Source organism: Balneolales bacterium ANBcel1 (assembly GCA_029688905.1).
Lineage (GTDB): Bacteria > Bacteroidota > Rhodothermia > Balneolales > Natronogracilivirgulaceae > SLLW01.
The window spans coordinates 352184-366989 of the sequence record JARULB010000004.1 but is presented as its reverse complement, the minus strand read 5'-3'; the positions used below and the strand labels follow the sequence as shown (position 1 = coordinate 366989).

Here is a 14806-nt window from a genome sequence, read left to right as displayed (position 1 = left end):
GAAGCGGCAATGCGATTTTGTACTGATGCAGCGAACCGGCGAATCGGGCGGGCCGGCAACCGGTGGTTCAAAATGCTGTACCTGCCGTGCCGATCGGGCAAGATGCCGTTGATACCGTGTCGCCATGCTTCAGAACTCGAAATCAAACAGAATGCCGAAATTTATTAGTAATTGGTTCCCATAATCAACTCTCCCGTCGGGAACTTCCGTAAGGAATGCTTCGGGAAGCTGGATATCATACGAATTGAATCCGTAGGCGCCGCTGATAAAAAAACTGGTTGGGAAGAAGTAGTAGGAATTCATCCCGATTCGCAGCTCTGCACCGGCCCCGGTTTTGATTCTCCGGTCGATGTCAATGGGGCCGCCCCAGCCGTTTCCGGCTTCGGCAAACAGGCGCAGGAATACTTTGTCGAGGGTAAAACGCCCCATTTGCTGATAGATATCGGTTTTAAGCGGTACAAACCAGGAGAGCTGGGTAAACGCGGTTGTTGTTCCGCCCAGTGCAAAGTACGGATAACTGCGCATGCCGATCATGCCGCCGATATAATCCAGATAGAAAAATTCGTCAGGCCCTTCGAAATAGCTGAAGAACCGGGTGCGCAGACTCAGGCGCTGTTGCCGCAGCACCGTGCCGGCACGCAGGTCAATTTCAACAGAATGGTTGTTGAAGTTGTCGTAAACGGGGATGAGTGTCCCGTCCCGGATATCGTAGGAATCGAGCAGTTCGCTGGGCTCATACCGGTACCGGATCAAGCCGCGCCAGCCGAGCGGTGCGATATCGCCGTGCCGGTCGGGCAGGGAAAAATCAAACATCCAGGCAGCAGACCAGGTGGAGCCGATGTAGTAGCGCGATGTTGAACCGGCTACTTCCTGCCGGAACTCCCGGGAGTAGAAAGATTCGGTCGATACGCGGTAGGGGCTGTAATAGTACCCCAATTCGAGCAGGCTCCATCGATTCAGTTTGCTGATGGCGTTCACCTCGACCTGCCACATATTATAGGCAATGTCGGTGGATGTGGTGTCGGGCATGCACGAGGTGCAGGGAAACTCCTCGATTTGCAGTCCGTCGCTGACATTTCTCCGAATATTGAAGAAGGATACCGAGAGCGTAGGTGACCAGTGCCGCTTCAGGAAGGGCAGACCGACGTATTCCACTTCAAGGAACAGGTCACGGTCCAGATCAACAAGGCGTCCCGGATTGAAAAAATTACTGACGCCGTCGCTTGGCCTGGAACCTGCTCCGATGAGGCCGCCGCCGAATATGGTAAAGCGTTCGAGCATCTCCCTGGAAACGAAATAGGTGCCGATTTTGGCATCGCGCCACAGGTTGTTCCCGAGGTCGCCGAACTGCCCGCTGGTCAGCAGATCCGAATTGCTGCCCCTCATCCGGGAGTAGTTGTCGAAACGAATGACCGGGTAGAATTGAAATGTGGTGAACTGATCATCGTACCTGTAAAAACTCCGCTCCGAAGAGGATCCGCGGGTGGAGATCTGAAACGAGTAGGAGCCGGTATCGGCATGCGCGATCGCGGTCTCCGACAGCGGTTCAAGATCGGTGTCGTCAAAGATGTTCAGGCTGGTTATGGAAGTCGGTGTGTGGTCCGCTCCCTGCCACGTGGCGGATGCATGCGGATTGCGCAGCAGACGGTCGGCATTTGGAAACGCATCGCTGCCGGCATCGTCGGCGGAGGCCGAAATCGTGGCCGTGACTGTAGTTGTCGTTGTGGCACTAGCCGTGCCTGTGGTCGTGGTCGAGTTCGTGATCGTAGTCGTGCCTGTGGTTGTACCCGTGACCGGGAAAGCATGGAATCCGGGATCAGTAAAATCCGCAAACTGCGAGGCAGCGGGATGATGGACGGAGTCAGTTCGATCTTCGGCCCGGGCTTGCGTTTCGGCGACGGACTGCTGCCCGGCTGCAGGGCGTTCACCGGTGGTGCCGGCGGTGGAAACCGGGGCTCCGGGGGAGGAACCATTCACGAATTCCGTGGCCGAAAGGTCCAGTTCGGCGATTTTGTAGCCGGTGGAGACGTATTCGGAATAGAGCAGTGCTTTTTTGTGAGGATGCGGATGGGGCATGAAGGCCCCGCCGGCGACATTGGTGATTTTTTGTGATTTCCCGGTGTCAAGCGAGAGCCGGTAGATGTTGAAGATCCCGTTGTGATCGGCGCTGTAATAGAGCCATGTGCCGTCGTGACTTACGGCGGGGTCGCGGTAATCGACGGCCGGGCTGGTCAGAACCGGGCGCATGGATTCACGCCATGCGTTATCGGCAAAGCGGGGGAAGATGGACACGTGTCCGGTTTCATGGCCGGAAAGTTCGTAAGCCGGGTCCTGGGAGCCGGGGGCGCTCAGTTCATAAATGCCGCGATGGGCGGTATCAGCATAGGCAAAGAACAGGCGGTCGCCGTCGGGGTGCCAGGCCGCCCGGTACACCTGTTCGCCGTGCCGGAAATCGGTGACCCGGATGAGGCTGTCCCGTTCCAGATCATAAAGGAAGAGGTTGACGGAGCCGTCCTCGATTTTGCCGGCGGCAAGTGTGCGGCCATCCGGACTCCAGACCGGATCGTGGAGCCGCTGGCTGAAAGTCAGACGTTCGGAGTCACTGGTCGCGATGTCATGAATATAGAGGTCGCGGTACTGCTCTCCCTGGGGGTTAAGGCTCGACCGGCTGTAGGCGATGCGCTCACCGTCGGGGGAGAAGCTGAAGGAGGTCTCAAGGCGGCGCAGCTGCAGGGCTCCGAACTGGCAGCTGTGTCCGTTGTGGTTGATGGTGGATGATGAAGGGTGGCCCGGGGGAAGATTTCGGTTACGAAGACTTTGGTGAGCGTTACTGTGGCTGGTGTGTGACGCATGACTGAGGGAGGGTTCTTCGAGAAGGCGCGCTTCGTATGCGCTCTCCTCTTCGTCGGTTTCGACATCCCGCATATATAGAAAGGCCATCGCTCCGTCGCTGAACTTGTTGGAGAGATAGGCGATCTGACCGCCATCCGGCGTATAGGCCGGGTAAAAATTGAAAAAGCCGAACGGTTCTATCCAGCTCCGGTTCTCCGGATCCTTCTCCGTGCCCTCGACCATCTCTTCGTAGTGGGCCTTGAGCTCTTCAATCCAGTCGTTGAAAACCACTCTTCCGTCAATGCCGGTGGCCTCCCGGATGGCCTTGCGCACATCATAGACACCCCGCTGGCTGAACGCCCTGGTAATATCGGCCAGGGCCTCTTCCCCAAACCGGTCGACAAGGTAGTAAGTGAACGCGAATCCCTGGTTGTAGGTCAGCTCGCGCTCCAGTGAGGTTTTGGAGCTGAACGTGCCCATCTTTTCGAGGCCCAGGTAGTTGTCATCGAGTATCCTGGTTCGGAGAAGCATGTCGCGGTGCGAATCCCAGTAATCGTAATGAAGCTCGCTGTGCATGTATTGCGCGGTTCCTTCCGCAAGCCAGGCCGGCATGCTGATTCCCGCAAGGGGGTAGGAAATGATGCCGCTCGGAAAGCCGTACAGCACGTCCGGGCGCCGGACCTCCTCGTAGGAGAGCCATTGCAGATAAATGGCAGGTACCCGCCGGGTTCGCTTCATGGAAGCCTGCAGCTGCACGATATGGGTAAACTCGTGGGTGATGACGTTTCTCAGCCAATTGTGCGTACCGCGAAGCGGAGTGTCGAGCGACGGCAGCCAGATTTCAATCTTGTTGTCGTAGAAAAAAGCGGCACCGTTGGAGTAGTCCAGGCGATCGATGATCAGCAGGCTAACTTTGTGCTCCGGTTCGTGCCCGTACAGTTCGGTGATAGGGCCGTACACCTCTTCAGCAATGCGGGATGCGACCTGGGCCGGCCGGCTGCTGCCCTCCTGAAAATGGACCAGAAAGTGATCGCTTTCAATCGTGTACCAACCCAGGTGGTTCTGGGGATAGTTATACAGAGCAGGATCCCGCTGGGCATACGTGTCCGCGGGAATCAGTACGCCAACGGCCATAAACAGCAGCATCAACAACGCCGGAATGGCAGAGAGCGGGTTTTTGAAAAGGGAACAGAATAATTGCATCAGTGCGTAACCACGATTTTTAAAATTTTTGTTTCCGAACCCTGCCCGTTACGTGCGCGGACACGCCCGAAATAGACTCCGTTGCCCCAGGAGGAGGTGTTCAGCCTGATCTCTTCGGGAAATCGCCCTCGCGATTCCGCCTGCTTTTCGAAGATCACGGAACCGGAAGGACTTATGACAGTTATGTCGATGCGGGCGGGATCCGAAGTTTCAAATCGTATGTAGGTATGGTCGACGGCGGGATTTGGCCAATTGTAGGTTTCGCGCTCATTCAGGATGTTGAAAGCCGCGCGTTGCCGTTCCCGGTCTTCCACCGCAATTCCGACCTTGTTCCCCGGCTGGTGGCCGTAGACATGCCCCCAGGCCACCTCCCCAAGCTGTGTCAATTCCCAGGCGCGTACTTCACCGGCCGGTGAGACGGCAAACAGGTGTCCAGCCGCAATCATCAGAGGTAATGGCACATTTTGCGAGATCATCGGAGATGCTGAAGGCTGTGCGGCAATGCCTGCATTATGACCTGTGGCCCCGTGCGAAGAGGTCCCTGATGCAGCCGAACCGGCCGTCCTGTTGCCGGATGCGCCGGTCTGTGTCGCAGCAATGGACGGGGTACCGGTGGCGGATGTCTTCGCTACCCCGGATAATGACCCGGCCAGCAGTGGAAACCCGTCCACAGGCCTGTGATTACGGTCATAGGCGTGGATGATGAAGGAGAGGCTGTCCCGTGCGCCGGCGATCAGTTCGTTCTGACCGTCTCCGGTGATATCGGCCAGCAGAACGGACCCGGTAAATCGCTGGCCGCGCGGAGCCCGCAGGGGAAAACGGTCCAATACCCCGCCATCGCGGTTAAAACCCCGTATGGCGTTGCCGGCGGCATCGGTGATGAAAATTTCAAGGGCATGGTCGCCGGTCCAGTCGCCAAACGCGGGCCAGGAGAGGATGTCATCCCCATCGAGCAGGGTTTGCACTTGCCATTCGCCGCGATCGAGGTCATCGACCAGAATGAGCCGGTGGTCGGTGAGCACAAAAAACGAGGGCCCGGCATCGGCGCTGAACCGCAGGTTTCCGGTATATTGGCGCAAGGACTCCCGGTCGTCCCGATCGAGGTGAAAAAAGAAAGATCCGTCCGAAAGTTCGAACCGATCGTCCTCCAGCAAGGCGGAGAGTCCGTTCATCCGGCCGCTGCGCTGATAAGCCGGGTCGCGCTCGTCCGAAAGCACCGATCCGTCGCCGGCATCCAGAAGCAGGTGCGTCCGGTCGGCATGCAGGATGCCGGGATCCTCCAGGCTCAGGAAACCGGGGCCTGAGGGCTGTTCTTCCTTCAGCCAGCGCATGGTCCACTGGCCGTTTTCGTAGGCCCATGAAGCGATGCTCTGAAGTGCGTTGTCTCCGGCCGGGCGGATCTGTCCGGCGTAGAAGCGGTTATCCGCAATGAGCGGGGTGGAGGGATCGGGATGCTCCACAAACTGATACTCCTGCTCACTGCCATCAAGCGGCATCGAATAAAAACCGGATTCGGTGGGCAGCAACAACAGCCGGGAAGCGGAGAGGCCGGTGGTGCCCGGAGCGGGTGACCGGTCCCGGCGCATTTCGCCGAAGCGGTTGTTCGTTGAGCCGGTTTCAATCGAAATCACCGCCGGACTCACCGGGTATCGGGCAGCTTCGTACGAAAAGGAGGCGGATTCCGGAAGCCGGGGGTAGGAATGGGAGATGGCGTCGGCATAAACTCCGCCCAGGGAGCGGGCGCGGAAAGAGGCTATGGGCTCGTTGCCGGAGAAATAATAAAACTCGAAAAATGAGGGGCTGCCGGTATTGCTTTCATTGGAGGGGCGGGTATCACGTCCAAACCGGTTTTCATAGACAACAAGGCTGTCGCCGGTTGGGGTGATCACCGTGAAGTTGTTGCCGCTCCACCAGAAGTCAAAGGCATTCCCGTTGATAAAACGTTCGGGACTTGAAGAAAATCCGATATCCTGGGATCCGTCGGCTTCCTTGAGCTGTACCCCTCTTCGGTTGTTGTCGGCATTCACCCGGTTGTCGTCGATGGTGTTGCGGATGACGGCTTCATCGATATGCCAGATGAGTATCCCGCCGTTCAGCAGTCGTCCGGTATCATCGTCTTCATTGCCGTCCGGAGCGATATCCGGTCCGCCGGGAAGGCTCCAGTCGAAACTGCTGACATTCACGACCACTCCGGGTTCCAGTATCTCATCATAGTCCGAGTCGTTATTGGCATCGAAGCGTTCATCCATTGGATCGATGCTGCGTGTGACATACGTTCCGTCAGGGGTGCGAAACGTAATCTCGAGCGGTTCCCCCGAGGGGTTGCGGTGCCGGTTCTCCACGAGGAAGTACTCATCTGCCGAGATGGCATGCCGCGCAATGCTTCCGGGCTGATGCAGCGATGTGGCCGGCAGCTGAATGGGCTCTTCGGAATCAAGTGCGATATCGAAAGGATCGACCCATCCGAGATAGATTTTTTCCCATGCCGATGGTTCCGGCGGGAACATACCCCGGTAGGAGAAGATGGAGGCGGCGTCCATCAGCCCGAAGCGTCCGATAGCCGACGTTCCGGATTCGGTATTGAACAGGTCGGGAAGTCCGAGAAAGCTGCCGATGTTGGCGACAAGCAGGCCGTTGATGGAGAGTTCGAGCACATACTCATTCCCGGTTACGTCTTCGCCGGCACGCGACTGTGTCTGCGGCAGCAGGGCGGTATTGGTGACGCGCAAACCGGTGTCACCAAGCTCGAAACCTTGAAAACCGGGTTGCTCGAGAAGGCGTTCCAGAGAGCGGTTACCAAGATAGACCGAGGGGATGTCCTGCGGGGTCTTTTCCAGGCTGGTACCCATCAGTTCTATGTTTCTGCCCGAGCCGGCATGGAATACGATGAACATGGTCCGTTCCTGGTCCAGCTGCGACAGGTTCGGGAGGTCGATCCCGGATGCTTCGGCCCAGGCATCCCGGGCCAGATGGGCGAGCTTGTAGTTTTCATCACCAGATTCACCCAGCGGCGCATAACTGCTCATGGGGTTGTCGAGACGAAGGACTTCGGGGACAATGGTGTATTCGATATTGAGCTGCCCGCCGGAAACCGTTTGGAAATAGTTTTGCGCAAACTCCAGATGCGCCTGAAAGTAGCCGAGGTCATGGGGCAGTGGGCCGATGGTGATGTCGTCGCGCTGCAGATAGGGCAGGTCGAAGGTACCGTTACCGGAAGTGAACCGGTTATCTTCCTCCTCAAATTCCACCATCACCGCTACGATGTGAATGGTGCCGCGGGAACGCGACGATTCGAGTGACTCCTGGGAAATAAGTTTGGGGGCGGGAACCGTCTTGTCGGACGGAGGCAATGACCATGAGGGATATGCAAAAAGCAGAAGCACGATCACCAGGACCGGGCTTCTGCTTTCACGAAAGGAATGCAACATTCGATAAGGAATAATGGCGTTGGGAAGCCGGGGAATTAAAAGTGAAGGGACGCTGTAAAGCGCAGGGTATTGGCGAGCGGGTGATCTTCTTCAATAGTATAGATGTAGCTGAAATCAACGCCAAAGATGTTGTAGCGCAAGCCGGCACCGAATGTGAGGAACTCGCGGGCACCGTTATTGGGTGACTCGTAGAAGTACCCGGCACGGAGCGCGAACAGGTTGTCGTACCAGTACTCGATTCCGGTTCCGATCATGATCTGCTCACTCAGGGGTACCGTTACGTTGTTTCCTTCACTTTCCTGGTGGGTGAGGGAGCCCCAGGAGTTGTAGAGCGCTTCAAACGGACTCATGCCGCGCCTGGCCATCAGTTTGGAGTAGTCGTTGCTGATGGTGATGGTATTAAACCCGTTCTGATCAAGATTCATTTTATAGGCCCAGCCAACACGCAGAAGGGTGGGAAGCGGGTCTTTCTGGGCTTCATCCGTGTACTGGATACGCGGACCGAAATTCGAGAGGTTTGCTCCGGCGCTGAACTGGGCTTCCCTGTCGAGCACCGTAAATGGATTCGTACGGTAGAGTGCGGCGATATCCACACCGATACTGGTTCCGTTGCGGGCCTCCTGCTCGCTAACCATGGTGCCGGAAGGAACAAGATTACTGAAAATAAAACGGATACCGGTTCCGAGAGCCAGGTTATCGGTGAGCTTGAAACCGTAGGAGAAGCCCCCGGCCACTTCATAACTGGAAAAATCGCCGAGGTACTGGCCGTCCTCACCGCGACGCTCCTGTTCCCCGAGGTTCAGGTATGTGATGTGGGCACCGATGGTTCCGATGCCTTCGATGTAGTATTTCCCGGCCAGGTAGTCATAGAACATGTCCACGTTAAAATCGGGCAGCCAGTCGGCGTGCGTCAGACTCACTTCGTGACCCTCTTGAAATGCCAGGCCTGCGGGATTCCAGTATATGGCAGTCGCGTTGTCGGCAATAGCGACACCGGAGTTCCCCATACCGGCCGTTCTCGAATCCGGTTCAATCTGGAGGAAGGGCACAGCCGTTACCCCTACCTGTGCATGAGAAGCAGCGGCAGAGAATAACAGCAAAACGGATAATACGAGAGTGTAGAGATAATTCTTCAAATTAAACATGGTCTGAGTGCTCTTGGTTGGGTGTGTTGTTAAATAACGTGAATATCATCGTAATATGACAAGTCTTTCAATTTTGTCTTTGGTCTGTCGTCCGTTGGCGGTATCGGCCCGTACCTGCACATGGTAAAGATACGTGCCTGTGGCGAGCCGGTGCTGATCATCATCCCTTCCGTGCCAATCCAGGCGAACCATATTGCCGGCGGTAATCATCTGCTCCCTGCGAATGGTGGCCACAGGTTTTCCGCTTAAGGTATAAATTCGGATGGAAATATCCATCGGGATTCCCGGCTGATTGTGCTCAAAGATAAAATGGGTGAAGTTGTGCATCGGGTTGGGGTAGTTGAACACGTTGCGAATCTGCAAGTCCTTGCTGTCCAATACCTGGAAGGTGACATCGGATTCGCCCATGTTGTTGAAGACATCCCAGGCCCTGACCCGCAGGCGGTAGCTTCCTTCTTCCAGCCCGCTCAGCGGATATTCAATTCTTCCGCTGGTGAAATCGTCCAGCTCGCTTTGGTAAAACTCGTTGAGGGAGATGGTACGGCGGTTTGAAGGATCATCCCGGTTCTCGATAATCGCTACGATCTCGTGTCCAACTCCGGCTCCGGTAGTATTGATTCCGGCATCGTCCGAAAGCAGGATGATCAGCTGTGGAGCGTCGTTTACAATTCCGCCGTCCACAAACATTTCGTCATTCAGGAAAATGTCGATGTCCGGCCCGCGTCTGTTATCCAGCTCATCGGCATCGGGGTTGCGTCCGCTGATCCGGAATACGGAAGTGGCTCCCACGGCATCGTGGTCGCGCTCTCGGGCAAAGACGTGAATTCGACCGGGGTTTTGCGAATAGGAGACATCCTTGGGGATAATGAAACGGCTGGAGAAAACCCCGTCCGACACGGAGACCCTGCCGCTGAACAGGGCGTCGGTTTGAACAAGGTATCCGCAGTCGTCGAGATAGCAGTTGCCTTCCGCTACCCAATCGCGATCCGGGAAGCGCACCAGCCTTTCGGCATCGTATACGCGGACATTCGCCTCACCGTTGAAGGAAGTGTTGACAGAGCCGTCCGCCCGCGAAACATGGCCGCTGATGTTTACCTGGTCCAGCGCGCGCAGTTCTATCAGTGGTGAGGGCCCGCCGTTCACGGTATCCATTTCACCGACAGGATCTCCATTTCCGGCAAAACTGTTGCCGGCCTGAATCTGTGCATCATCCAGGTCATTTTCATGATTCAGGGAATCTCCCTGCGGGACCGCCTCTCCGTTGATGTGTGTTACTTCTGCCCGGAACTCGGGTAGCCCTATGCGCATTGCGGGGTCTCCGAGCAGGATAAACCTTCGGGAATTGTCGCTGGAACCGATGTGCGTAATTTTGGTATTCCGGAAGATGTCGCCGAGGCGCTGCGGCCGTCCGTTCTCGTCCCGGCGTGTCATCTCCTCGGTTAATACGCGATTGAGCCCGAAGTTGCTGTGTGTGGGGCTGGGTGAAGTGAACACGACACGCGAGGTTGTGAGCGCGGCAACGAGGCCACCGTCCGGATGGAGGAGCATCTTTTCCGCTCCCGAGTGCTCCTCGGTGTTGTCGTAACGGCCGAATGAGCAGGTGGCCGTTACCATTATACTGAGCCGGTTACGGTTATTCAGGCGGCTGATATCGTCTGAGGTGAACAGCCGCTGATCGGTCAGGAATTGTTCGGAACCGTGTCCCGAAAAGTTGAAAACCAGCGTACCGTTATTGATGCGGTCGATCATGGCCTGGGTTGCCTGCGGTACCCGTACGCCCGCGCTGGTGTTTTCAGAGGGATAGGAGATCTGATAGATCTTATCCAGGCGGATTCCCGTAAGATCCCTGTCAATGACATCGGCGGTCCCGTCGGCATTCAGAATATGCAAATCTCGCTCGTTGCCCCGACTGGCGATATCATCATCCGCAATAAACGTAAACAGGTTGTTCCAGTCACCGCGGTTTCTCGGGTCTTCATACACCTTGATCTTGTCGATGAGCAGGTCGGCCTGGTCCGGGGTCTGGACCGGGAGGCGTCCGATTCCGAGATCAACCAGTTCACGTCCCCTCCAGGTACCGCCATCATCCGACAAAAAGCCGAAGTAGTCGTCACTGGCGTACGAATAGGTTCTGTTGATGGATTCTTCGCTCTGGAAGGTGAATACATGGTTTTGAAGGGCCGGATTTCGTATGACCCCCTTGAAGTCGTATGTGGCATCGCCCAGCAGCAGCAGGTACTCCGGCCGTTGCTGCCCGGATTCAGCGCCCCGGTCGTACAGGTGTTTCAGATAGTCACGTATCGCGGTAACATCGGGCACTCCACCGTTGAACTCGTTAAAAATCTGTTCCTGTGTGACGATGACCGGAGTCAGGCCGTCTCGGGATTGCCGGTAGTCCGCCAGCCGTTGTGCCTGTTGCAGGAAGATCGGCGCGGTTACGATTACATAGTCGGGAAACACTCCGGGATCTCTCAGGTTCTGGTTGGAGAGCGCCTCGCCCGCCGGGGGTGTTTTGAATCTGCTGGCGGCAAAAAACTGCCGGTGGCGGTCGGAGTAATAGACGGCGGTATATTCGTTGCCATCGGTAAGAGGTTCAATCATCACGGGGTTGGATACCGGGTCGGTCACATCCAGGATGATGGGTGTGCTGTCAAAACCGCTGATGCGATAGCGCACCGGGCTCCCGTCGCTGTCATCGGGAGGATGAAACCGGAGTTTTCCGTCATGTGCCTGAAGGTGCCGGTCGGCACGGATCCGGATCCAGTTCACCCAGCCCCTGGCATCGCTTTGATTGCTTTCGTAGGTGGCCCGAATCTGCAGAATATCGTTATTAATGGTTACGCTGGACAACGTGTTGCGTCTCTCGGTCACCCTGGCGGATTCCCCGGTGGCCGAGGTGAAGCTCGAGATTCCCGGCAGAGTGATCCGCGGCAGGGAGGTATTGTTGACAATTACCTGGAATCCGGAGGTAGAAAGGGCCCTGGCAGCCATCGAAAGCTCAACTTCGAGATCGGACCCGTCAACAAACCCGGCAAGCGTGTCGGTGAAAATGGTTGAGGTTCTTGCCGGTTCCAGGCGTTGGCCGAACCAGTAACGGCCCGATTTAATGCGTGACTCCGATTTTTCCAGGTCCTCTTCCAGCCAGCGGAAATCCCGAAACTGCCGGACCTCCCGGGTTGGGGAGCCGATCTCTTCAGCTGTCCGCAAAACCATCTGCTTGCCCGGTTCGTCACCGACCGTCAAAAAGACGTAGTTGGTAGCGGCATACGGGTGCAGCTCATGCTGGAACCGGTTGGCGGTTTGATCCAGAAAATGCCGGTTCGGGCCATTGGCGTAAAAGATGACCCGGTCATTTTCCCCAAAACTGTTGCCGGACTCGGCTTCCACAATGCGCCTGACCTGGGTCAGTTCCGACCGGGGTTCATTGTTGGCACTTGGAATAATGTAGCCATTGGTGGACCAGATCTGGATCCGGTTCGGGTCGATCGATGCAATATCCACACCAAGCGCATCAAGATAGTCCGCGTCAAGTACGTAAAGATCATCTTCCGGGATGGGGATTTTAAACCACTCACCACTTGAAAGCGGGCTGCTCTGCACCTGTGCCGTTTCGTGAACGGACCGCCTCGCCCGGGACTCTTCCTGTTCATGATAGATGCGAATTCGCATGTGCCGGAGAACCTGAAACGCTCCGGCGTCTCTGTCGGCAAGGCGGGAGACATTGACAGTAAGCTGGGCCAGATATGCTCCTCGCGTATGGCCGGGCTCGCCGATCTCGATAACCGGACTGCGCCGGTCGGCGATCAGGAAAAATTCCGCGTTCTTCGCATAATGCATCTGGCTTGAGTCTGCTGTGACGGGCACAATTTCCTGCGCCATCACACGGTAGCGGGCACTACCGTCACGCCAGGGAGCCATCAGGTATTTCGGCGAGCCGATGGCCAGGTTGTCGTTGCGATACTCGTATTCGGTGAACTCGGCCGTTTTGCTTACGGCACGGAAACTCTGCCCGCTTGCGGAAGCAACGACCACCAGGAGCATAAACCATCCTGAAAGCAGAACCAGTGACGAATTACGAATTGCCATTGTCGGAGATCAACCGGGTTACAGAATTTTCTTGGGGCAAAAGGAATGAACCGATTCTGTTGCAGATGCTCACCTTATGTTATCATTGGTGAAACGAACAGATATCAGACATTGATATTCCGCTTTTAAGCGGCTTCAGTAACCATTAACACAATAGGCAATAGTATTTGAAATGATAGATTAACAGCTAAGTTACATCCATGTAAACATAATGTCAATCAATCGGACATGTTTTTGCTCAGTCGCTCGCAGTGGAATGGTAACATATCGGCGGACGGCGGCACCCGTCTGCCTGCGCTGTGTCAAAAACGCTCCAGTACCATGGCTGCAGCATCCCCTCCTGCAGCGGAAACAGCTCCGCAGCCCCGTTTTTTCTCATGACGGATCATGGAATGCAGCAAACTCACCAGAACCCGGGCCCCGGAGCACCCAACGGGATTTCCCAAACTGACAGCCCCGCCATGGAGGTTTACAACAGAGGGTTCGATGTCAAGCAGACGGATATTGGCCGGTAACGAAACGGCAAAGGGCTCATGCAGCTCATAGATATCGATTTCGCGCGGTGTGGTCCCGACCCGTTGTGCCGCCAGTTCGATGGCTTTTGAGGGAGCTGTAAGGTATTCCGCCGCCGGACCGGCGCAGGCAGCCTGGCCGGCAATTCGCGCCAATGGCGCAAGTCCGTGTTCCGAGGCCGCTTCTTCGCTCATCAGAAGCAGCGCGGCCGCGCCATCGCCCATGGCAGCCGAGTTGGCGGAAGTTACCGTACCGTTTTTCTGCCAGGCCGGACCTTTACGCGCGATATCGGCGACATCCAGGCGACCGGGTTCCTCATCCTGGATGATCACCTCCGCATCTCCCCTGCGGTTGCGGATTTTTACCGACGTGATTTCGGCAGCGAAAGCCCCCTGATCCTGTGCCGCCTGCGCTTTACGGTACGACGCTTCGGCGTATTCATCCTGTTCCTGACGGCTGATTTCATGGGTTTGCGCACACAGCTCCGCCGCATTTCCCGTCTGCCATTTTTTGAAGGGATCCTGGAGCGCATCCCGAATAATTCCGTCCTGCAATTCCGAATGGCCAAGAGTGGTACCGAACCGTGCTCCCGGCTGGTAATAGGGCACGTTGCTCATACTCTCCATGCCCCCGGCGACCATCACATTGGCATCGCCGCATGCGATCTGGCGCGCGGCTGTCATCACCGCCTTCATCCCGGAAGCGCATACCTGATTGACCGTTGAGCAGGGGATGGTGTCCCTCAGCCCTGCAAGGAGAGCCGCCTGTCTGGCCGGACCCTGACCCACACCTGCCGGTAACGCGTTCCCCATAATCACCTCGTCTATGACATCGGGATTGAGGCTGTTGTTTTTATACAGCGCGCCGATGGTGACCGAAGCCAGCTGCGGCGCAGTCATGGATTTGAACCGGCCTCCGAAAGAGCCGATGGGGGTACGCAGAGCGTCAATGATTACTACATGCTTCATAAGGTGTTCCTTTCTTCAGAAAAGTAGCATTTAGTTTCGGGCGTTCTATATGTCGGATTCATCCCTCCACCTGATGAGCCGCCAGTTCTCGGTACTGTCTGATCGGGTCAGTTCAAAACTGGCGATGCCGTTGGCCCGGAAGGTTTGTGAGCCGCTGTCCACAAGCCGTAAATTGAAAACCCGTTCAATGCGGACCCGCGTCCTGTCGTCGAAGATGGTTTCCCGCAGGATATTGTTCCACTGCAGGGTGATGTCATGGGTATTCATGAACATGCTGTGTGTTCTTCTCATCTCTTCGGGCCGGTCCCAGGTACGGTCTTCGTTGATCTCAAAATCCCGGAAGGTGAAGGTGAAGTCGGAGTGGATCAGCGGGCCATACAGAGAGGTATCGCGCAGTTCATAGGCTTTTTGGAAGCGGGTATAAAACCCTTCTATGGTGGATGGGTCCCCCAGCAGGTCGGCCACCGGATCCCCCTCCACCTCACCGGGCGCAAAAGGGTTTATGCATCCGGCCATCAGGGGGATGAGTACAAGCAGGAGGCCTGGGAATAAACGGGTGCGCATGATGTGAAAGATACGAAAAACAGGGCGGATATCATCCACAGTGTCGATGGCGGAGGAATCCGAAAAA

Annotated in this window: 6 protein-coding genes; all 6 read right to left on the bottom strand. The window is 56.4% G+C overall.

Annotation, left to right across the window (positions count from 1 at the left end; translation table 11 throughout):
- Positions 1 to 129 precede the first annotated feature (129 nt).
- Positions 130 to 4035: a hypothetical protein gene (locus tag QA596_07690; GenBank protein ID MDG5767341.1), complete on the bottom strand. Its 3906-nt coding sequence runs from the start codon at positions 4033 to 4035 to the stop codon at positions 130 to 132.
- Entirely contained in the window at positions 4035 to 7463 is a 3429-nt protein-coding gene (locus QA596_07685) for a T9SS type A sorting domain-containing protein (GenBank protein ID MDG5767340.1), read from the bottom strand. The genes QA596_07690 and QA596_07685 overlap by 1 nt, the downstream gene beginning before the upstream one ends.
- Before the next feature lie 35 nt (positions 7464 to 7498).
- Positions 7499 to 8608 (bottom strand): type IX secretion system outer membrane channel protein PorV, encoded by a 1110-nt coding sequence (gene porV / locus QA596_07680; protein MDG5767339.1) that lies wholly within the window; start codon positions 8606 to 8608, stop codon positions 7499 to 7501.
- A gap of 45 nt (positions 8609 to 8653) precedes the next feature.
- Complete coding sequence (gene porU / locus QA596_07675) at positions 8654 to 12694, bottom strand: type IX secretion system sortase PorU (protein ID MDG5767338.1); 4041 nt, start codon at positions 12692 to 12694, stop codon at positions 8654 to 8656.
- A 302-nt stretch (positions 12695 to 12996) separates the two neighbouring features.
- Complete coding sequence (locus tag QA596_07670) at positions 12997 to 14175, bottom strand: thiolase family protein (GenBank protein MDG5767337.1); 1179 nt, start codon at positions 14173 to 14175, stop codon at positions 12997 to 12999.
- Positions 14176 to 14220: 45 nt separating this feature from the next.
- Positions 14221 to 14739: a hypothetical protein gene (locus QA596_07665; GenBank protein MDG5767336.1), complete on the bottom strand. Its 519-nt coding sequence runs from the start codon at positions 14737 to 14739 to the stop codon at positions 14221 to 14223.
- Between the last annotated feature and the right edge of the window lie 67 nt (positions 14740 to 14806).

What these genes read in the sequence shown, in the direction of transcription:
- QA596_07690 (MDG5767341.1), bottom strand. Translation starts at nt 4,035, where the DNA reads ATGCAATTATTCTGTTCCCTTTTCAAAAACCCGCTCTCTGCCATTCCG.
- QA596_07685 (MDG5767340.1), bottom strand. Translation starts at nt 7,463, where the DNA reads ATGTTGCATTCCTTTCGTGAAAGCAGAAGCCCGGTCCTGGTGATCGTG.
- porV (MDG5767339.1), bottom strand. Translation starts at nt 8,608, where the DNA reads ATGTTTAATTTGAAGAATTATCTCTACACTCTCGTATTATCCGTTTTG.
- porU (MDG5767338.1), bottom strand. Translation starts at nt 12,694, where the DNA reads ATGGCAATTCGTAATTCGTCACTGGTTCTGCTTTCAGGATGGTTTATG.
- QA596_07670 (MDG5767337.1), bottom strand. Translation starts at nt 14,175, where the DNA reads ATGAAGCATGTAGTAATCATTGACGCTCTGCGTACCCCCATCGGCTCT.
- QA596_07665 (MDG5767336.1), bottom strand. Translation starts at nt 14,739, where the DNA reads ATGCGCACCCGTTTATTCCCAGGCCTCCTGCTTGTACTCATCCCCCTG.